18 protein-coding genes are annotated in these 18,188 nt (G+C 49.4%); 6 read left to right on the top strand and 12 right to left on the bottom strand.

Annotated features, from left to right (window positions below; genetic code table 11):
* Positions 1-516: 516 nt before the first annotated feature.
* On the bottom strand, positions 517-1,815 hold the full coding sequence (locus ACJJI3_RS13555; protein WP_413664377.1) for a hypothetical protein: 1,299 nt from the start codon (positions 1,813-1,815) through the stop codon (positions 517-519).
* Positions 1,816-2,433: 618 nt separating this feature from the next.
* On the opposite strand from ACJJI3_RS13555, the gene ACJJI3_RS13550 reads away from it, so the two are divergent.
* From ACJJI3_RS13550 to ACJJI3_RS13540, 3 genes are all read left to right on the top strand, one after another.
* On the top strand, positions 2,434-3,498 hold the full coding sequence (locus ACJJI3_RS13550; protein WP_413664378.1) for a branched-chain amino acid aminotransferase: 1,065 nt from the start codon (positions 2,434-2,436) through the stop codon (positions 3,496-3,498).
* A gap of 342 nt (positions 3,499-3,840) precedes the next feature.
* On the top strand, positions 3,841-4,443 hold the full coding sequence (locus ACJJI3_RS13545; RefSeq protein WP_444940031.1) for a Yip1 family protein: 603 nt from the start codon (positions 3,841-3,843) through the stop codon (positions 4,441-4,443).
* Positions 4,444-4,519: 76 nt separating this feature from the next.
* Complete coding sequence (locus ACJJI3_RS13540) at positions 4,520-5,548, top strand: alpha/beta hydrolase (RefSeq protein ID WP_444940030.1); 1,029 nt, start codon at positions 4,520-4,522, stop codon at positions 5,546-5,548.
* 2 nt (positions 5,549-5,550) lie between these two features.
* Here the strand turns inward: ACJJI3_RS13540 and ACJJI3_RS13535 are convergent, their stop codons facing one another.
* Positions 5,551-6,063, bottom strand: a complete 513-nt coding sequence (locus ACJJI3_RS13535) for a hypothetical protein (RefSeq protein WP_444918981.1) — start codon at positions 6,061-6,063, stop codon at positions 5,551-5,553.
* A 219-nt stretch (positions 6,064-6,282) separates the two neighbouring features.
* Between ACJJI3_RS13535 and ACJJI3_RS13530 the strand changes: the two genes are divergently transcribed.
* Both ACJJI3_RS13530 and ACJJI3_RS13525 read left to right on the top strand, forming a co-directional pair.
* On the top strand, positions 6,283-7,578 hold the full coding sequence (locus ACJJI3_RS13530; RefSeq protein WP_444940029.1) for a parallel beta-helix domain-containing protein: 1,296 nt from the start codon (positions 6,283-6,285) through the stop codon (positions 7,576-7,578).
* Positions 7,568-8,728, top strand: a complete 1,161-nt coding sequence (locus tag ACJJI3_RS13525; protein ID WP_444940028.1) for an SO2930 family diheme c-type cytochrome — start codon at positions 7,568-7,570, stop codon at positions 8,726-8,728. Before ACJJI3_RS13530 ends, ACJJI3_RS13525 begins: the two co-directional genes overlap by 11 nt.
* A gap of 101 nt (positions 8,729-8,829) precedes the next feature.
* Here the strand turns inward: ACJJI3_RS13525 and ACJJI3_RS13520 are convergent, their stop codons facing one another.
* The 7 genes from ACJJI3_RS13520 to rsxA all read right to left on the bottom strand — a co-directional run bounded on the left by ACJJI3_RS13520 (position 8,830) and on the right by rsxA (position 15,662).
* On the bottom strand, positions 8,830-9,537 hold the full coding sequence (locus tag ACJJI3_RS13520; RefSeq protein WP_282934272.1) for a TetR/AcrR family transcriptional regulator: 708 nt from the start codon (positions 9,535-9,537) through the stop codon (positions 8,830-8,832).
* 333 nt (positions 9,538-9,870) lie between these two features.
* On the bottom strand, positions 9,871-10,584 hold the full coding sequence (locus ACJJI3_RS13515; protein ID WP_282934271.1) for an electron transport complex subunit E: 714 nt from the start codon (positions 10,582-10,584) through the stop codon (positions 9,871-9,873).
* Positions 10,584-11,288, bottom strand: a complete 705-nt coding sequence (gene rsxG / locus ACJJI3_RS13510; RefSeq protein WP_413664384.1) for an electron transport complex subunit RsxG — start codon at positions 11,286-11,288, stop codon at positions 10,584-10,586. Before rsxG ends, ACJJI3_RS13515 begins: the two co-directional genes overlap by 1 nt.
* Complete coding sequence (locus ACJJI3_RS13505; protein ID WP_444940027.1) at positions 11,288-12,340, bottom strand: RnfABCDGE type electron transport complex subunit D; 1,053 nt, start codon at positions 12,338-12,340, stop codon at positions 11,288-11,290. Before ACJJI3_RS13505 ends, rsxG begins: the two co-directional genes overlap by 1 nt.
* Positions 12,340-14,391 (bottom strand): electron transport complex subunit RsxC, encoded by a 2,052-nt coding sequence (rsxC, locus tag ACJJI3_RS13500; RefSeq protein WP_444916228.1) that lies wholly within the window; start codon positions 14,389-14,391, stop codon positions 12,340-12,342. Before rsxC ends, ACJJI3_RS13505 begins: the two co-directional genes overlap by 1 nt.
* A gap of 71 nt (positions 14,392-14,462) precedes the next feature.
* Positions 14,463-15,077 (bottom strand): electron transport complex subunit RsxB, encoded by a 615-nt coding sequence (gene rsxB / locus ACJJI3_RS13495; RefSeq protein WP_444895199.1) that lies wholly within the window; start codon positions 15,075-15,077, stop codon positions 14,463-14,465.
* A 9-nt stretch (positions 15,078-15,086) separates the two neighbouring features.
* Positions 15,087-15,662 (bottom strand): electron transport complex subunit RsxA, encoded by a 576-nt coding sequence (rsxA, locus tag ACJJI3_RS13490; protein ID WP_108731788.1) that lies wholly within the window; start codon positions 15,660-15,662, stop codon positions 15,087-15,089.
* Positions 15,663-16,064: 402 nt separating this feature from the next.
* Between rsxA and yghU the strand changes: the two genes are divergently transcribed.
* Positions 16,065-16,943 (top strand): glutathione-dependent disulfide-bond oxidoreductase, encoded by an 879-nt coding sequence (gene yghU, locus ACJJI3_RS13485; RefSeq protein WP_444895198.1) that lies wholly within the window; start codon positions 16,065-16,067, stop codon positions 16,941-16,943.
* Between the two features lie 125 nt (positions 16,944-17,068).
* Here yghU and ACJJI3_RS13480 read toward each other — a convergent pair whose 3' ends face one another.
* The 3 genes from ACJJI3_RS13480 to ACJJI3_RS13470 are packed head-to-tail and all read right to left on the bottom strand — an operon-like array spanning position 17,069 to position 18,077.
* Positions 17,069-17,311, bottom strand: a complete 243-nt coding sequence (locus ACJJI3_RS13480) for a hypothetical protein (protein WP_413664387.1) — start codon at positions 17,309-17,311, stop codon at positions 17,069-17,071.
* On the bottom strand, positions 17,289-17,786 hold the full coding sequence (locus tag ACJJI3_RS13475) for a hypothetical protein (protein WP_413664388.1): 498 nt from the start codon (positions 17,784-17,786) through the stop codon (positions 17,289-17,291). Before ACJJI3_RS13475 ends, ACJJI3_RS13480 begins: the two co-directional genes overlap by 23 nt.
* Before the next feature lie 39 nt (positions 17,787-17,825).
* Positions 17,826-18,077, bottom strand: coding sequence for a hypothetical protein (locus ACJJI3_RS13470; RefSeq protein ID WP_282934265.1), 252 nt, complete (start codon positions 18,075-18,077; stop codon positions 17,826-17,828).
* Positions 18,078-18,188: the final 111 nt, after the last annotated feature.

Raw genomic sequence — 18,188 nt, 5'->3', positions numbered from 1 at the left:
CGCTACTTCCACTACTGGAGGACTGGCTCTGTTCTGATCTCGCTGTAGGCATATTCGCACTGGGCTGGCTGGAAGAGCTGCTACTAGGCTGCCCACTGCTCGAAGCCGTTGATTGGCCAGATCTTTGCGAACTACTGCTGCTACTAGATTGCGATTGCGATTGCGATTGCGATTGTGATTGCGATGCAGAACTGGAAGATGAACTGGAGGATGGTAGAGATGGCATTGCTGGTGGCTGTGACTGAGTTTGTTGGCTCTTGCACCCACCGGTTAAGATCGCCGCCAAAGCAATTGGTACCAGTACATTTGACAAACAGCTGTGGCGGTGAATTTTTTCTACCGCTGCTCGAGGTGTCATCTCTTTCTCTCCTAGACTGTTTGCCGGTGTGACCGCGTGAGACACATGAAGTGTTTTTCCGGTACTAGAAAATGCTCAATGTGGAACTTTAAAAATAGTTGTTATTTGATTATTTGCGTAGATTCCACATCGAGCTGGTGTCAGTGGTGATAGGTTTCTCAGTCGAATATAAAGCGTTGCACAATTCCGCGGGTTTCCACCGCCTCTCCATCTTCAAACCTTGGTCTGAATTTAGCGCGTTTTAGAATGTTTCTAACTTTTGAGCGGATCTTCACTTTATCTGAAGGGTAAGCCCTGAGTATTTTTATATTCCTCGCCTTGCCAAAAGCCGTGACATCATAGGAGACCGTAATCCGGGAATTGGCTAGGGCTTTGCTGTCCGACTCCAAAACGGGGAGCGCGGGTAAAGCCACAGGCCGTCCAAATATGTCCTCAATTTCATCGTTAGAGGCACCGTTATCCCAAAGTGCCTTGTAGGCCTCGCCGTAGGTTTGGCGTGCGGAGTGCCACTTGTTAAACATCATGTACCAGTCGCCGAGTTCAACTTTGGCTTTGGCTGAGGCTGCCGGGGGGGACTTGGGGTTTCTTTGGTAGACATCAACGATACGGGTAATGGCTTTTTTCCCGGTGTTAAAACTCTTCATCCGGTAGTGATCTAATTTGGTTCGCTGATGTGAGTCGGGGCCACTACCACCAAAGCTGGCGTTAACAAAAACTGGAGAGTTGGGTTCACCCTTATAGGTGGCCAGATAATAGTTAGTTGCTTTTAATCCGCGCAGGGCATCAACAAGGCGAAGGTCGGTGGAGCCAAAGTTTTTTGTAATAATATCTACCGCCAAACTGTAAAGATTGGTTGCACTAATTAGATGCTCAAATAGCGTGTCCCCTTTTTCCTCCACATAAGCCTGTAAATGCCAACGACTCAAGTTGTTGATTACTGGCAGCATACGGGGGTCTTTTTCGCCGTAATTTTTCTGGTAGAGCCAGTAGAGGTACTGCTGGTTGTCGTTAGCTTCTTCCCACTGATTGAGCGCTATTTGACTCTCGATCAAGCGCTTGATCATAGGGATTTGGCTTAGTGAATAGAGCCCCTCATTGACTCTGCTAATCAGCATTGCACGACGAAATTCAGTGACAGCCTGCTCATGATCGCCAGCTTTCTGTAATGCGGTGGCCAGCCCCAAAAGCTGTTCATCAATACCGGCGCCATAAGCACCATATTGGGCTTCGAGCTCCTCTATACGTTCACGGTAATTTTCTACAGCCTCGGAGGGCCTTAGCTGTCGAGGTGTTTTCTTGAGTGGTTTCGAGGCGGCTTCAATAAAGGCTTTTGGAGGTGCATTAGTTTGGACTGCCACAGGTGCGCCATCGTCGGCCAGGGCGCCATTACACAGCAGTGCTGTGGCTGTAAACATCAAGCCGATAGCAAAGGAATTGCTGGTATCTATCTGTGTCACGATTGAACCACTTCCGTTTCATATTTGGCTTCACCGAATACCAAACAGCTGAGGTTGGAACCTGCACCTGTCAGTTTTCGGGTCTTATTTCCGCTCGCCCACTGCAACAGCGAATACGGCGGAAGTTCTCTCCTGAATGTGGTTCTCTCGACCCTGAGCGCATTGAGGGGGTATCCTCAAGCTCACAGTGACGGCGCGACTGGATGCTTATAAATGCCTGCCTGGCCGCGTATTAGTCAGTATAGCTAGCACTATGTGCCAAGAAGGAAGCTGCGGCGGGTACTTCAGCCACTTAATGCCCATTGCGCCAGCATGCCTGTGACCACCCTTTTGGTTTAGCAGTTGGGAGTGCAAATTAGGGGTGAGGGACTGTAAGTAGATGCCAAAAATTTGTTGATTACGTCCGATATCGCGACTTGGCAGCGAAGTGTAGCGAGTGGCTTGGTTGGCGCTGGTGCCACATCAGGATGGCGGAAGCTAAATAGGTGGATCATCGTCCTAACAAGTATGCTGAATTTGGGGTTAGATTACTGCTGTTGCTGTATCAGAGGTTGATCTATTTGGATTGCAGCGTAACAAGCGCCATAATCAGCTGATTCGAATTCAGAGGAGAGCTCAGTGAGTATCTATATCGATCCAGAGATCGCGGTAAGCCTTCGGGGCTATGAAGCACCCGAGAAGCTGGGCTTTGGAACCGCCATGGCCCCAGTAATGTTTCGCGCCATTTGGCAGGATGGTTGCTGGAGTAGTGGAGAGTTGATCCCCTATGCGCCTCTGACCGTCGACCCTGCTGCTAAGGTACTTCACTACGCGCAGTCATGCTTTGAAGGAATGAAGGCCTATCGAACTTCCGAGGGGGGAGCTGCACTGTTCCGGCCCGAAATGAATGCTGCACGAATGGCATATTCAGCGAAGCGCTTATGTATGCCTCCGGTTCCTGAGTCCCTGTTCCTGGATGGCGTTCGTGTTGTGACTGCTTACTGCGCTGGCCTGCTCCCGAGCAACAGCGGTGAGTCCCTGTACCTGCGTCCTTTCCTAATGGGAACCCAGCCGGACCTAACGGTTTCAGCCAGTAATGCCTATGAATTTTATGTAATAGCTAGTCCCTCGGAAGCCTACCATTCCGGCAATATGCGTTTGTGGGTTGAGAGAGAAGATGCTCGAGCCGCAGTAGGGGGAACTGGGGATGCTAAAGTTGGCGGAAATTATGCCAGCTCTCTACTTAGTATCGGCCGCCTTAAAGAGCGAGGTTATGATCAGTCGCTTTGGTTGAGCCCCTCTAATCGGCAGAGTATCGATGAGCTGTCAGGGATGAATTTTTTTGCGGTCATTGATGGCGCTATATATACCCCAGCGTTGAACGGCTCAATTCTCGAAGGCATCACCCGATATTCTCTGATCCAGCTTGCGGAGGGATTGGGGTACAAGGTTGTTGAGCGGGCGATCCCCATTGATGAACTGTTAGAGCAGGTAGCTTCTGGAGACTGTAGCGAAGCTTTTGCTTGTGGTACTGCTGCAATAATCAGTCCTATCAGCGTAATCGGTGATGGCGATAGGGAGTACGAACTAGCCGATGCCCCAGGTCCTGTTGCAGAGCGTTTGCGACAAGCACTGCTGGATATTCAGGAGGGGCGTTCTGAGGATGCTTACGGGTGGATGCACTCTGTTGAGCCTGTAGTTTAAGTACTGAATCTTCGTACCCGGGCAGTTTCCAAGGCTGCCTGGGTCTAGTAACCAGCTTTTCCCCACCATAAATCCTGCTTTATCCTTCGCGGGTTTTTTTGTAGCAGTGTTTTCTATTTACTTGTTTCCAAGCGAAACGCTCGCGTAAACATTCCCGCCAATTTAATTGAGTTTGTTGACTTGTGCGACCTTAACACCTAAAAGTGAAGGGGTTAAATAAGAAATAAATTGGAGCTTGAGAGTGGCCTGATTGCGGTACACCTCATTTTGACCAGCAGTTCCAAGATCAATTTGAGCTAATAGGTCTCGCTTATAGTTCCTTGCACAGTCGAGGATAACGAGATGTTGACCCATATGCTTGGCCTTATGCTGCAACCACGTAGACAGTGGCAGCTTATTGGCAGTCTCTCTGAACGTAATCTGCGTAGACAGGTTCCTTATGTCATCGTTCTGGCATTACTTCCTGCAGCTGCGTGGTATTTTGGCACGACACAAGTTGGCTGGACGATTGGCACTGGTACCCCGGTGAGAATTACGGGACAAAGTGCTTTGGAATTGGTCGCCGTATTTTATTGCACAATGGTTTTGGCTGTCACTGCTATTGGTTATTTCATCCATTGGATGGCAAAGACTTACGGAGCTGAAACTCACCCCCTTAAAGGCGTTGTTGTAGCGGGTTTCACTGCCACGCCTATTTTTATTGTGGGTATTGCAGGGATTTACCCTGTGTTGTGGCTGGACATACTGCTCGCAACTCTGGCGGTTGCTTACGCCGTCTATCTGCTTTATTTGGGAATTCCTATAGTGATGGGTGTTTCTGAAGAGCGTGGCTTCCTTTTTGCCAGTGCAATTATTACGGTGTCACTCGTCATGGCAGTCATTGTTATGGTTGCTACAGTTCTATTCTGGAGCTATGTATCCGCACCGGTCTTTTACTCCTCTTGAGTAGTTTGGGCTCCTAGCTATCACTAGATGAAATGTCGTTTCAGGCATTTTCGCCAGGAGATTTAGGGCTGTTGTTGTGGTGGGGATACAAGCTATCGACGTCGTACCCGGTGAAGGGGCTCATATTCACGGGTACGGCGAAGTCTCTTCTATCCTGGCTGTATCGACAATGCGTAAAGTAAATGACCGCCTTTCGGGGTTTCTCGAAGAATTCAACAGCTCTATGAAAGAGCTCTACTCGAAGGGCTTTGAGTTCAACCCCATCAATGTTCGGGAATCGACCACAAAGTTTATAGATAAGTATGTGACCGATATTCCAGATGTTGCCTCGGTGCAAGATGGCATTATCTATGCCTCTGGATATGACGTACCGGTAAGAGTCTTTGTCCCCTATCCCGATGAAGTTCTACCTGTTCTTGTCTATTTTCATGGCGGTGGTCATGTAGCTGGAAACGTTTATTCATTTGACCCGATTTGCAGAAAGATTGCCCGGGAGACTCGACATATTGTTGTTGCGCCTGAGTACCGGTTGGCCCCTGAGAATCGCTATCCGAGCGCAGTAACAGATTGCTATGCCGCAGTTGTTGGGGTTTGGGCGGCACTGGATAGATTGGGCTTATATTATCAACCGAGTTTGTCGGTCGCTGGGGACTCTGCAGGTGGCGCTCTGGCCGCCACAATGTCTCACCTGGCTCAATTTGACTACAGCGTTAAGATTAAAAAGCAGGTTTTAATTTATCCGGTTCTCGATTACACCATGCATTTACGGTCCCATGAAGAGAATGCGGTAGGCTATTTTTTAGAGGCACGAAAATCAATTTGGTACTTGGGGCAATATTTTGCTGAGGGGCAGTGTAGAAAAAAAGCATCCCCTCTTTTTATGGATTTTACGGCAGCTCTTCCTGAAACCTTAGTTTTTACCGTGGAGTTTTGCCCGCACCGGGATACTGGGGATATTTACTACCGGAAAGTGGAAGAGGTGGGTGTTAGATCTGAAAATGTTCACTTTTCCGATATGATTCATCCATTTTTGATTCTTGAAGACTTGGTGAAAGGGGAGTGCGCAAAAGTTTATGCCGGCATGAATAGTTTCCTGAATGACTAAACTTACGGCTTTCCTTTTGTAATTGAGTACTGGTAAGATAATTTATACCCGTTATCAAACTCTAGTATTTCTTCTGAATTTATTGATCTTTCGATAACTATCTCCGCTATTGATTTAATAACTTGTTTAGGTTCTGCGTCCATGCAATGTATGCTCATGGAGTTAATGGCCATGTCAGCGCTAATTACTCGGTGTTCAACAACCTGAATGAGCAGCTGCTTATCACTTTGGTAGAGCTTGAAACCAGGCCCCTCCGTCATCCATTTTTTGTACTTTGTAGCGCCCCACGGGCCTTTGCACTTTATTGCTTGATATTGAGTTGATGATATTTTGATATAGATAGGCTCGCTTCCTTTTATATCTGTACTTTTATCGATAGGTTGTTCTGTGTAGAGGTTTGATCCATTAGGAGCAGAGATCTGTATCGCTATCATTTCGGCAGCAGCGTCAAGTGAGCAGAATACGTAAATAAGAAAACACAAAAACTGACATTTTTTAATTGAAGTGCTGGCCATCTTGATTTCAATAAGTGGTTTTTGTTTTTGGGAGTATGGCGCTTAAATGAATCTCTAGGGTTGTCTTCTGTACTAATAATAGCGCCTTGATAACGAGGTGTTGGTTGGATAGTATCAAAGTGTGTATTTAGTCCTGTTTTCACCTTTAAATTGGTACAAAGGTACCAATTTGAGGTTTGAGTAGCTCAATTGACAATAATTTATATAAAAGGTGTGGCTATGAAGACTTTAGCGTATATGGGAGTAATTCTGGTTTTAATAGTATCCGTTGGGTGTTCTGAACGGCCTGAATCCAGAGTTGAGGACAGTTCCAGTAAGGTTGATTTTCAAAAGCAACTATTAAAAAAACTGATATCTGCAAAGACTGGGGATGTTATTACTATTCCTGAGGGTAAATTCCATATTAATCGTAGTTTATCCCTGAATATTGATGGGGTAACGCTACGTGGAGCTGGCATGGATAAATCTGTCCTCTCCTTTGAGGGGCAAATTCAGGGTGCTGAGGGGATATTAGTTAATGCCAGTAACTTTACTATTGAGGGGTTGGCTATTGAGGATACCATAGGCGATGCCCTGAAAATTAATGAGGGCAAAAACATTATCATCAGGGATGTTCGTGTTGAATGGACCAATGGTCCGTCTACCCAGAATGGTGCCTATGGTATTTATCCTGTACAGACTGAAAATACTTTAATCGATGGTGTGGTAGCTATTGGTGCTTCAGATGCCGGAATTTATGTCGGTCAGTCGCGGAATGTTATTGTTCGCAATAGCCGTGCAGAATTTAATGTGGCGGGTATTGAGGTAGAGAATACGATCGGTGCAGATGTTTACAACAATATTGCTGTGAATAACACTGGGGGAATTCTTGTTTTTAATATGCCTAATCTTCCGCAGCCAGGGCACAGTACACGTATCTACAACAACCAGATAAAGAATAATAATACTGGAAATTTTGGTCATGAGGGCACGCCGGTTGCTGCCGTGCCAGCAGGGTCTGGGGTGGTTATTAACTCGAATGATCGGGTGGAGATTTTTGAAAATGATATTTCTGATAATGATACTGCTAACATATTGATCAGCAGCTATTTTACGGCTGGATACTATAGTGATAAGTCTACGCAGGCTGATTTTGACCCATACCCAGAGGGGATCTATATCTATGCCAATAACTTTTCTGGCGGTGGTACATCGCCAGATCATCTTAAGCTAAAAGCTCTGAAGTTAGCTATGTTTGGAATATCAGGTGCGTTGCCGGATATTCTTTGGGATGGGGTGGTTGATCAAAGTAAACTGGTGGATGGTCAAATATCTGCGGCATTAAAGTTATGTATTGATAACGAGCCTGCAGGAATTCTCAATATAGACTTTGGAAATGAGTATAAGAATATATCTACGGATATAACACCTCATCAGTGTCATTTGGAAAAGCTTGCCAAAGTAGTTTTAGACCTTGATTCAAAGCTGGAAAATGAAGACCATTTGGCAGTGATAGAGGTAGCTAATGAAGAATAATAATCAAATAAGTAGGCAGCTTATCTACTCTATTTGGAGCCTTATATTATTGATTGGCCTTACGGGGTGTGAATCATACAAAAAGGATGTTCATTTATTCCCAGCAGAAGAGGTGCCCGAAAAACTCAGTGCATGGAATTTATTGAGGCTGGAGAAAGGTGTGCTCTTTCCTGCAGAAAGAGCATTACCCTATGATTTAAATACGGGTTTATTTACTGATTATGCTCATAAGTTCAGGACCGTCTGGCTGCCTGAGGGGGCTTTTGCAACCTACAGAGAAGAACAGTTTAATTACCCTGTCGGAACTATCCTAAGCAAGACATTTTACTATCCACAGGAGAGTAGTGGTGTAGTTCGTCGTACCGATGACTTTTCTACAGATTATGTTGAGGGGCGCTTTGGGCAGGCACTTGATTTAAATCGTGTCCGTCTCGTTGAGACACGGCTTTTAATCCGCAGGCAGGAAAATTGGCAGGCGCTGCCCTATGTCTGGAATAAAGAGCAGACTGAGGCAACTCTTGAGATTGCTGGTGATGTGAAAAATTTTCAGTTGGTTAGCCTGAACGGACAACAGGAAAACCTTAGTTATGTAGTACCTGACGCTAATCAATGTGCTGGTTGCCATGCAGAAAAGTTTACTGAAAAAGCCATTTCTCCTCTCGGCCCAAAAGCTCGACATCTGAATAAAGACTATCCCTACGATAGCGGAGTAGAGAATCAATTGCTGTTTTGGCAGAAGGCCGGCTATTTACGTGGGCTGCCTGATCTGAAAAGTTTGCCGAGAAATGCCAATATTTACGATGCAACTGTGTCGCTGGAAGACCGCGCCAGGGCTTATTTGGATATTAATTGTGGCCACTGCCACAATCCCTCTGGGCCGGCAGATACCTCAGGGCTTATGTTGCATCATGGCGAAACTGATTGGCGCAAACTTGGGCTATGTAAACCGCCTATTGCTGCGGGTACAGGCAGTGGAGGGCATTTATTCGCAATAGTACCGGGAGAGCCTGAAAATTCTATTTTGAATTTTCGTGTAGAGTCTACCGCGCCTGGGGCCATGATGCCTGAATTAGGTAGAAGCATGGTGCATACAGAGGGCGTTGAATTACTAAAGCAGTGGGTAAGTTCCCTACCGGGAAGCTGCACTTAATCTTTATTGGAAGCTATCTGGAAAGAGCTATATGAAGAGGAGTTGGGTATGGAGGGGACAACTCCATACCCGTTTCCTGGAGACGAGTAATTCAGAAAGATTCAGCCGTATGCTGCAGTTTCAGCAACAACTGTTGCAGCTGGAATTAATCCGTTGATCATCAAGGTGACGGTGCGTTCCAACAGCGGTGAGTCGATAGCAATAGCACCGCTCAAAATTTCATACTCAAGATTCAGGATCGTACCGTGAGCAATTTGTGCAGCCGCTTCAGAATCCGCCAGACCCAGTAATTGGAAGAATTCCTTAATCATTGACTCTCTGGCGTGATTGGCCATCCGCACCGCGCGGGTCAGCTGCTCATTGCGAAGCGCTTCATTGCGGAATGCCAGTTCAACCAATCTGCGATCCCGGTCTTCAGCCTGGGTGCGGACATGAGTAAGAATAAAACGGGTCAATTGTTGAATCAGCAGTTTACGACTGCTATGTGACGCCCGCTCCTGTGCGGATAAATTACGTGCCGCACTAAAACTCTCTTCATGCAGTTGGCGTGTAGCCTCGAGTCCCTGCTCAACAAAATAAGTAAATGAATCGCTGATCAGGTCATTCAGGTCTTTGAAATAATAAGTAGTAGCCGCGAGAGGAACGTTAGCTTCGCGGGCGACTGCACGGTGCCTGATGCCGCGGATACCTTCTTTAACGATCAGTCTCAGGGTGGCCTCTAGAATCGCCTTGCGCCGCAGACGGCTATCTGCGCGTTGGGCCCGGCGGCCGTGGTAGACCAATTCAGACTTTCCAGTGTCTACAGTCATAGCATTATCCCTGTCTTATTGCGTTGGCGCCGATAGCAAGGTGAAGCTGGTCGGCCGTGCCATTCTAGCCAAACAAAATTAAAAAAAGGGAATAATGCTATTACATTCGATTACACGAATATTGCACTGGTACAGCGCAATTAATGTAAAAAAGTGGGGATTTGATGATGTATCTCATCATACTGAAAAAGTGAAAGATGAAAAATCCGCAAGATACAGATTAGTGAGGGGGTTCACATTTTGGCTTTTGGTGAAAAAGTTAAGTTCTGCAATCGATTGGCAGGACAAATAGCCATTCAATTGCAGAATTAAATTGGTTAGCTGCTGCTTATCTTAAGAGATTTTTCCGGTAACACGTACGCGCTTTGAGCCTGGAATGATCTTAACTTTCTGGCTTTTATGTCTTTCAATACCGATATCAATGGCGTTTTTTGCTGCGATCAATAAGCCGGCGACAAGGAATGCACCGGGAGGAAGCACGGCAACAAGAACGCCTGGATAGTCACTGCCAAAAATGGAAATACCCCAATCTTTTGCCATTGAACCAAATAACAAGTCCATATCTGAAAATAGCGTGCCTTGGCCAAGAATTTCTCTGACTGCGCCAATGGCGATGAGTACTGCAGTGAAACCTATACCCATCATAAATCCATCTGCCAGGGACGGAAGCACGGGGTTTTTACTGGCAAAAGCATCTGCTCGTCCCAGGATCGCGCAGTTGGTTACGATTAGCGGGATAAAAATACCTAGTACCAAGTAAAGCTCGTAGGTATAAGCCTTCATCAATAGCTCAACGCAGGTAACGAAAGTGGCGATGATCATAACGGAGGCCGGCAAGCGGACAGTATCCGGAATTTGTCGTCGAATCAGGGAGACCGCAAGGTTTGAGCAGGTGAGAACTCCGGTAGTGGCCAAGCCGAGGCCGATGCCGTTCACCACGGAACCGGTGACCGCCAGCAGGGGACAGAGGCCAAGCAATTGCACCAGCGCGGGGTTATTTTTCCACAGCCCATTTTGGGCGATTTCTGTGTAGCCGGGAGTTGCCATCAGTTCTGCTCCTCAACCGCCGCAGGTACTTGTTCCGAGTCGATTTCAGAGTTCTCAATCTCTACCGCTCGCTTGGACATTGGCGCATTAAATATTTGTTCGTGGTGCTGGGCTACAAACTCAAGCACCTGGTGCACTTCATTGACAACAGCGCGAGGAGTAATTGTTGCGCCAGTAAATTCATCAAAAACACCGCCATCCTTTTGTACTTTCCAATCGGCTGAAGGCGGATTTTTTAGTGACAGGCCGTCAAACTGGAGCACCCAGTTACTTTTTTTCAGCTCGACTTTATCGCCCAGCCCCGGAGTTTCTGTGTGGCTTGTTACCCTGACGCCAGCAATAGTGCCATCGCGATTCACACCAACGAGTATTTTTATCGGGCCGGAATATCCATCCGGTGTGACTGCGGGCACAATGACTGCAGAGACTTTTCCGTCCTCTTCCCGCGCGAGATTGATATCTCCACCTTGTTGCAGGCCTAGCTGATTCCAGTAAGGTTTTGGAATTGGATAGGTGTCTACCAACATGTCATTACTGTGGCGTTCCAATGGGATAATTTCCAGTAGTGCTTTCGCCGAAGCTTCCCGGATAGCTCTCTCAATCGGTTCTTTAGTCGTAATTTGGGTCACTGCGAGTGTACCTGCAGTGACCAGGGCGATAAGAGTGAGAACGGCGGCATTGGAGGCCATTGACTGTTTAAGCATCAGCTCTCCTCCAGGTCGGTAGCGCGGCGGGAGCCCTTGTGGCCATAGGTCCGTGGAAGCGTGTAGTTATCAATGGTTGGTGTTGCAAAGTTCATCAGCAATACAGCAAAAGCCACCGCATCGGGGTAAGTGCCCCAGGCGCGGATTACGTAAGTGAGCAGCCCCACACCGGCCCCAAAAATCAGGCGGCCCCGGTTACTGGTGGCACCGCTGACAGGGTCGGTAATAATAAAGAAGGCCCCAAACATGGTGGCCCCAGAAAATAAATGCAGTACGGGGGATCCCTCTGACAAGGAACTGCCGCTGTCGTAGAAAAACAGGGAAATCAGAGTGAGGGTGGCGAGCATGGCAACCGGTGCATGCCAGGTAATAATGCCGCGAAATAATAAGAACAGCCCACCTAACAGGAATCCGAAGCTGACGGTTTCCCAGCCGACTCCAGCAAATGTGCCTTTATTGAGGACCGGCTCCATTTCATAGAGCCGGGAGAGAAGCACTGACTCGTTTAACCGCACGATTTCCAGCGGTGTAGCGCGGGTAAAACCATCGACATTGTAGCTACCGATTACCAGAGAGAAGGCCTCTTCCAGGCTGGGTGTCCCGCCGATAACCTCTGCAGCTCCCACCCAGCGGGTCATATCTACCGGGAAACTAATCAGCAGGACAACATAGCCCACCATTGCGGGGTTAAATGGGTTGTACCCCATGCCGCCATAAAGATGCTTGGCCAGGACAATTGCCACCGCAGTGCCCACTATCGGCAGCCACCAGGCACAGTAGGCTGGAAGCGCGATACCGAGCAGCAGTGCAGTTACAAAAGCACTGCAATCCCGCAGATAGAATGCTGCCGGCCTGCCGCGCAATCTCATTACCGCTGCTTCACACAGAAGCGCTGTGATTGTGCACAGGGCAATATTGATCAGTACTCCGATACCGAAATAAATCACCATCGCCAGCACACCGGGTATGGTGGCCGCGGCGACTTGTAGCATGACTTTGGTGGTGTCATTGCCGGAGCGGGCATGAGGGGAGGTGGCGCGCATCAGAGACATTATTGCTTTCCGTCCTGTGCTGCTTGTTGTTCGCGCATTTTGTCTTCCAGTTTCTTTTGTAGCTTCTCCAGGGCACTTTCGAATGCGCCCAGATTGGCATCATCTTCATCCCGAGCCTTTTGCAGGCGAGTCTCAGCTTTGGCGACGCGCTTGCGCAGTGCTTCGATATCTGCAGCAAGTCTGTCGGCGTCACTCATCTGGGCCCGCGCCTCAGCGGAGGCACGGGCTCTGGTAATTGCCCGCACAGCTGCATTGGTTTCTTCCTGGTTGGGCTCCCGGGTGGTATCCCTATCGGCGCGTCGTTCGGCAAGGGTCAACTTGTGTTGTGCTTCCTGCAATTTCACTTCAGCAGCCTTGAGTTGCGCTGCCAATTGGTCGCGCTGGCTCTCATCGGCAGCTTCCAGTTTATTGCGCATGCGTTCCACCCGGCTCTCGGCACTGGAGAAAGTACGCTGGGCGCGGGCTAAAAGCTGCTTAGGGTCCTCCTGGCGGGACTTAACGCGCGCCAGGGCGGCGGCGACAACATCTGCTTCCTGCTTCTCAGCTTTGGCTGTCGGAGATTCAGGGTTTTGTTCCCTTTGCTGGCGAGCTTGTTCAGCGGCTTTGCGCCGGGCTTCGCGTTTTGCTTCTTTCTCTTTTTCAGCTTTTTCAAGGCGCAACTTGCGGAATTCGAAACGATCGCGTGCGCGATCGGACTTCTCTTTTTCCGCTTCAGCAGTGCGAATTGCACCTTTGGCAGCGCGATAGTACTGAACCAGGGGAATCGTACTGGGGCAGACGTAAGAGCAGGCACCGCACTCGATACAGTCAAACAGGTTATAGGCCTGTAGCTTCTCCCGTTCGTCGGCGCGGGCATACCAATAGAGTTGTTGCGGCAGCAGGGAAGCCGGGCATGCCTCTGCGCAAAAACCGCAGCGAATACAAGCTTGGGCCACCGGTGCTGGCGGTAGCTCCTCACGCGTCGGTACCAGCAGGCAGTTGGTGGTTTTTACGATCGGAGCGCGTTGATCGTCAATCGTATAACCCATCATCGGACCGCCGATGATCACCTTTTGCATCAGGCCCCGATGGACACCGTGGTATTTGAGGATATGTTCTATGGGAGTGCCGATAGGCACATCGATATTGCGCTGCTGCTCCAGTGCTTTGCCGACAACAGTCGTCACTCGGCTGATCAGGGGTTCGCCAAACCGAATCGCGCGATATACCGCGCGAGCAGTGCCGACATTCTGGCATACAATCCCCACATTGGCCGGTAGCCCTTTGTTGGGCACTTCTCGGCCGGTAAGGATTTGAATCAGCTGTTTTTCGCCGCCGGACGGATACTTTGTGGGGAATACCACGATATCGAAACGGGTGCCTTCGACAGCTTTGCGCATCGCGCGGATAGCTTTGGGCTTATTGTCTTCAATACCAATCAATACCCGTTCGGGCTGGTCGAGGATATGGGCAAGAATTTCCACGCCGGCGATAATTTCGTCGGCACGCTCCCGCATAAGCATATCGTCGGCAGTGATATAGGGTTCACACTCTGTGCCATTGATAATCAAAGTATCAATTTCGGCGCCGCCGTGAGGGTCTAGCTTCACAGCGGTTGGAAACCCGGCACCGCCCATGCCGGCAATACCGCAGTCGCGGATCTTGTCCAGAAGCTCTATCGGTGAAATCTGGAGGTAATCTTCGCAGGGGGTGAGTTCGCACCAGGCATCGTCGCCGTCTGTGCGAATGACAATGCAGTCCTCCAGCAGACCTGAAGGGTGGGGAACTGGATAGGGTTCAATAGCCATAACCCTGCCGGAGCTGGGAGCATGCACTGGACAGCTAATGAAACCGTCGGCTTCGGCAATCTTTTGCCCCTTTAATACCTTATCACCGAGGTTCACCAGCGGTATGGCGGTGGTACCGGAGTGCTGTAGCAGTGGTACGATCAAGTCCTCGGCGAGGGGGATCACTCCTATAGGCTCACCGGTACTCTGGTGTTTGTTCTCGGGAGGGTGCACTCCGCCGGGGAAGTCGTTGGGGCGCAGCTCGCGCGCTTTTTCACTGGCAATCAGTTGTGCCTCGCGGGCTGCGCGTCTCTCCTGAACGGCCTCTCTTTGTTTGGTCTTGCTATCTACGGGGTTCAAACCGCGCCTCCCCCGGTATGTTCTTGAATAGTGCGGCGATCGCTGGCAATTAGCACCGAGCTATCGCTGGGTTTGTGTGGATGCCAATCCTGTAAAGCGGTTTCCAGGGGAACCATATCGATACAGTCAACGGGGCAGGGCTCGACACAAAGGTCGCATCCTGTGCACTCGTCGGTGATCACCGTGTGCATATATTTGGCGGCGCCCGCAATAGCATCTACCGGGCAGGCCTGAATACATTTGGTGCAACCGATGCACTCTGCCTCGCGGATAAATGCCACTTTTTTTACATCTTCAACGCCGTGCTCGGCGTCCAGTGGCATGGGCTCTATATCCAGCAGATTGGCCAACTCATTGATAGTGGCCTGCCCGCCGGGGGGGCACTTGTTGATGGTATCGCCGTGCACTATCGCTTCTGCGTAGGGGCGACAGCCGGGGTAGCCACACTGGCCACATTGAGTCTGTGGCAACAGGGCATCGACCTGCTCAACGAGTGGGTCACCCTCCACCCGGAAGCGAACGGCGGCGAAACCCAGCAGGGCACCGAATACCAATGCCATGCCACCGAGCACCAGCAGGGGAGAAGAAATTTGTGAAATCCAGTCCAGCATTTCGAAATCCTATACCAGACCGCTAAAGCCCATAAATGCCAGTGACATCAGTCCGGCAGTGACCATTCCGATTGCGGCGCCGCGAAATGGCAGCGGGACATCGGCGGCAAAAAGGCGCTCGCGCATCGAGGAAAACAAGATTAACACCAGGGAGAAACCCACTGCTGCGCCAAATCCGTAAAGAGTGGACTGTATAAAAGTGTGCGCTTTCATAGTGTTCTGCAGAGCGACACCCAACACGGCACAGTTGGTAGTGATCAGCGGTAGAAAAACGCCTAGCACTTTGTACATCAAGGGGCTGGTCTTCTGGATAAACATCTGCGTGAACTGTACGACAACAGCAATCACCAGAATAAATGAGATGGTGCGAAGATCTTCAATACCAAAAGGGGCCAACAGATAGGTGTTGACCAGGTATGAACAAATAGAGGCCAAAGTAAGTACAAAGGTGGTAGCGCCGGCCATACCCACAGCGGTCTCCAGTTTATTGGAAACTCCCATAAACGGGCACAGGCCGAGAAACTGCACTAACACATAATTATTGACCAAGATGGTGCTGAGCAGAATGACGGCAAATTCGGTCATAACAGGTCCGGTTAAAGCCCGAGGGCGGAGTGGCGCGAACAGCGGCAATGGCGTCGGCAGGGTTAAGGTGAGACTAGCACCTTCCTTGTGATCACCGTCGAATGCCGCGCAGGGCGGCTATTATGGTTGAGTCGCTTGGGGGCTTCAACTCGTGAGGAGGGTGGCAGGGGAAAAGGGCCGACAAAGGGACACCTTTGGATCAAAAGGCCTCCACTTGGAGTAAAGGTGGAGGCCTTTGTGGATACTATTTGCAGTACCTTTGTCAATTTGAAACGATAGGTACAAGATGGGTAACCCAGTTTGGTACTTGGTGTTAAGCGTGGGGTAGAGGCAATACAGTATATTGACCCGGCATGCGTGTTTTTGCTTGAGAGCAACCTTAAATTCAGTTGGAGCAGTTTAATGTCGAACGAAACCTACACTCCCCCCAAGGTTTGGCAGTGGGATAAGGAAAGCGGGGGCGCTTTTGCCAGTATCAATCGGCCGGTAGCGGGTGCGACCCATGATAAAGCGCTGCCGCAGGGGCAGCACCCGATGCAGCTCTATTCTTTGGCCACGCCGAACGGGGTTAAAGCGACGGTGATGTTAGAAGAGTTATTGGAACTTGGGTTTGAGGGAGCCGAATACGATGCCCATTTAGTCCGTATCACTGAAGGAGAGCAGTTTGGCAGTGGTTTTGTAGAGGCAAACCCAAATTCCAAGATTCCGGTCTTAGTGGATCACAGCACTACGCCACCAATCCGGGTATTTGAGAGTGGCTCCATACTGCTTTACCTGGCGGAAAAGTTTAATGTCCTCTTGCCTCATACGCCCGAGCAGCGCACCGAGGCTTTGAATTGGCTCTTCTGGCAGATGGGCTCGGCCCCTTACCTGGGGGGAGGCTTTGGACACTTTTATGCCTATGCACCGGAAAAATATGAATACCCGATCAACCGATTTGCTATGGAAGTAAAGCGCCAGTTGGACGTATTGGACCAACAGCTGGCAAAGCATCCGTATGTGGCGGGAAGGACTTATACCATCGCCGATATTGCGATCTGGCCCTGGTATGGGGCTCTGGTGCGCAATGAAGCTTATAGTGCGGCGGAATTTCTCGATACCCAGAGTTATAAAAATCTCAATCGTTGGGTGGGGGAAATTGCAGAGCGGCCAGCAGTAAAGCGCGGACGAATGGTCAATCGAACCTGGGGTGAGCCCAGCGAACAACTACATGAGCGCCACAGCGCTGGTGATTTTGACAATAACACCCAAGATAAAGTGACCGATAAGGATGTTGATTAATACAGGGTATTAATAGGTAAGGCTGGCACAAGGATGTGCCAGTATCTATTTTCTATGGTTATTTTCCGGTGCCCCTCTTTTTAAAAGTGGCCGTTAATTAATATTTATATAAAGAGTAGGGTCGGCTAAAAAGCCCTCATAGACAGCATAAACTGAACCACCTGTGAGGTGCGGGGCAATTGCCACAATTTTTCCGCCGCGAAGCCGGCGATTAAAGCCAGACCTAAAACCAGTGGCAGGGGAATTCCCTGTAAACGCTGCTGAACATCTTGCTGTTGCTGATTTACGATTGCCAATACACTGAGCCGCTGTCGCTCCGTATCCCGGCTGCATTGTTCGATCTGTTTATTTAAAGACTTCAGTGACATCGTTTAAAGCCTCTTTAACTTGTCGCTTGGTCTCTTCAAAACCCAGTAGGGGCACCAGCTTCTTTTGATAAACGATAGCTCCCGCCAAAATAGCGACCTGGATAAGAATAAATACCAGAAATGCCAAATAAATAGACTGGGAAAAATAGTAGGCAATCAGCCCAACGCCTCCACAGAGACTGACGATGAGGGCCGCACTTAGAGGCAGTAACATCAGTTGCAGGGCAACAATACGCTTGCCGGCTGCAATCGTTCTATCCAACTCCAACTGGAATAGCTTTTGAATATTAGCCAACCAGGCAGTCAGTAGGGTCAGTGTTGCCTCGGCGCGAGCAAGGGTAGCTTCAAGGCTATTTTCACCTTCTCCATCAGAGTCTTTCCCTGAGGGAGAAGGTGAAGACTGACCCGGGCTGCGCTCCTGCGCAGCGGAATCGGCATTCTCGCCAGACGCTTGGGACTTTTTTTCATTGCCCATCAGGGGGTGTCCTTACCAGTCGAAAAAAAGAGAGAAGCGTTACTTAAAGAGCTTCGCAATTGCCCAGCCAACAACAAATGCACAGCCAACAGCGAGAATGGGGCGCTCCCGAAGTGAGGACTCCGCTTTTTCCATTACATCGGTGGCACGTTGTCTCTGGGACTCTACAGAGGTCCGGGCCCTCTCTTTCAAGCTGCCAGCAGCTTGTGAAGCGGCCTCTCCAGCAAGATTATAGGCCTGTTGCAGCTTCTCCCTACTGGAGTTCGTATGTGGAGATCTTGCGGTTGCCATCAGGTTTCTCCTCTCGGGGTTTAATTGCCGAGGAAGTCTATAGTCCCGCGTGGTAATTCCCACTTGAAAAAGGGGTTTTTTTCACGCGATTTTTGCAGGAAAAAGTCCCTG

It is taken from the genome of Microbulbifer maximicatervae (SeqCode), assembly GCF_052466985.1.
Note: the sequence above shows the minus strand (reverse complement) of the source record. Positions and strands in the feature narration are given on the sequence as shown.

Bases quoted from the DNA above. Each gene is read 5' to 3' on its own strand.
- ACJJI3_RS13505 (WP_444940027.1), bottom strand. From the start codon at position 12,340: ATGTCTCTGATGCGCGCCACCTCCCCTCATGCCCGCTCCGGCAATGAC.
- ACJJI3_RS13545 (WP_444940031.1), top strand. From the start codon at position 3,841: ATGTTGACCCATATGCTTGGCCTTATGCTGCAACCACGTAGACAGTGG.
- ACJJI3_RS13525 (WP_444940028.1), top strand. From the start codon at position 7,568: ATGAAGAATAATAATCAAATAAGTAGGCAGCTTATCTACTCTATTTGG.
- ACJJI3_RS13515 (WP_282934271.1), bottom strand. From the start codon at position 10,584: ATGGCAACTCCCGGCTACACAGAAATCGCCCAAAATGGGCTGTGGAAA.
- rsxB (WP_444895199.1), bottom strand. From the start codon at position 15,077: ATGCTGGACTGGATTTCACAAATTTCTTCTCCCCTGCTGGTGCTCGGT.
- ACJJI3_RS13480 (WP_413664387.1), bottom strand. From the start codon at position 17,311: ATGTCACTGAAGTCTTTAAATAAACAGATCGAACAATGCAGCCGGGAT.
- ACJJI3_RS13520 (WP_282934272.1), bottom strand. From the start codon at position 9,537: ATGACTGTAGACACTGGAAAGTCTGAATTGGTCTACCACGGCCGCCGG.
- ACJJI3_RS13475 (WP_413664388.1), bottom strand. From the start codon at position 17,786: ATGGGCAATGAAAAAAAGTCCCAAGCGTCTGGCGAGAATGCCGATTCC.
- ACJJI3_RS13530 (WP_444940029.1), top strand. From the start codon at position 6,283: ATGAAGACTTTAGCGTATATGGGAGTAATTCTGGTTTTAATAGTATCC.
- ACJJI3_RS13535 (WP_444918981.1), bottom strand. From the start codon at position 6,063: ATGGCCAGCACTTCAATTAAAAAATGTCAGTTTTTGTGTTTTCTTATT.
- rsxG (WP_413664384.1), bottom strand. From the start codon at position 11,288: ATGCTTAAACAGTCAATGGCCTCCAATGCCGCCGTTCTCACTCTTATC.
- ACJJI3_RS13470 (WP_282934265.1), bottom strand. From the start codon at position 18,077: ATGGCAACCGCAAGATCTCCACATACGAACTCCAGTAGGGAGAAGCTG.
- yghU (WP_444895198.1), top strand. From the start codon at position 16,065: ATGTCGAACGAAACCTACACTCCCCCCAAGGTTTGGCAGTGGGATAAG.
- rsxA (WP_108731788.1), bottom strand. From the start codon at position 15,662: ATGACCGAATTTGCCGTCATTCTGCTCAGCACCATCTTGGTCAATAAT.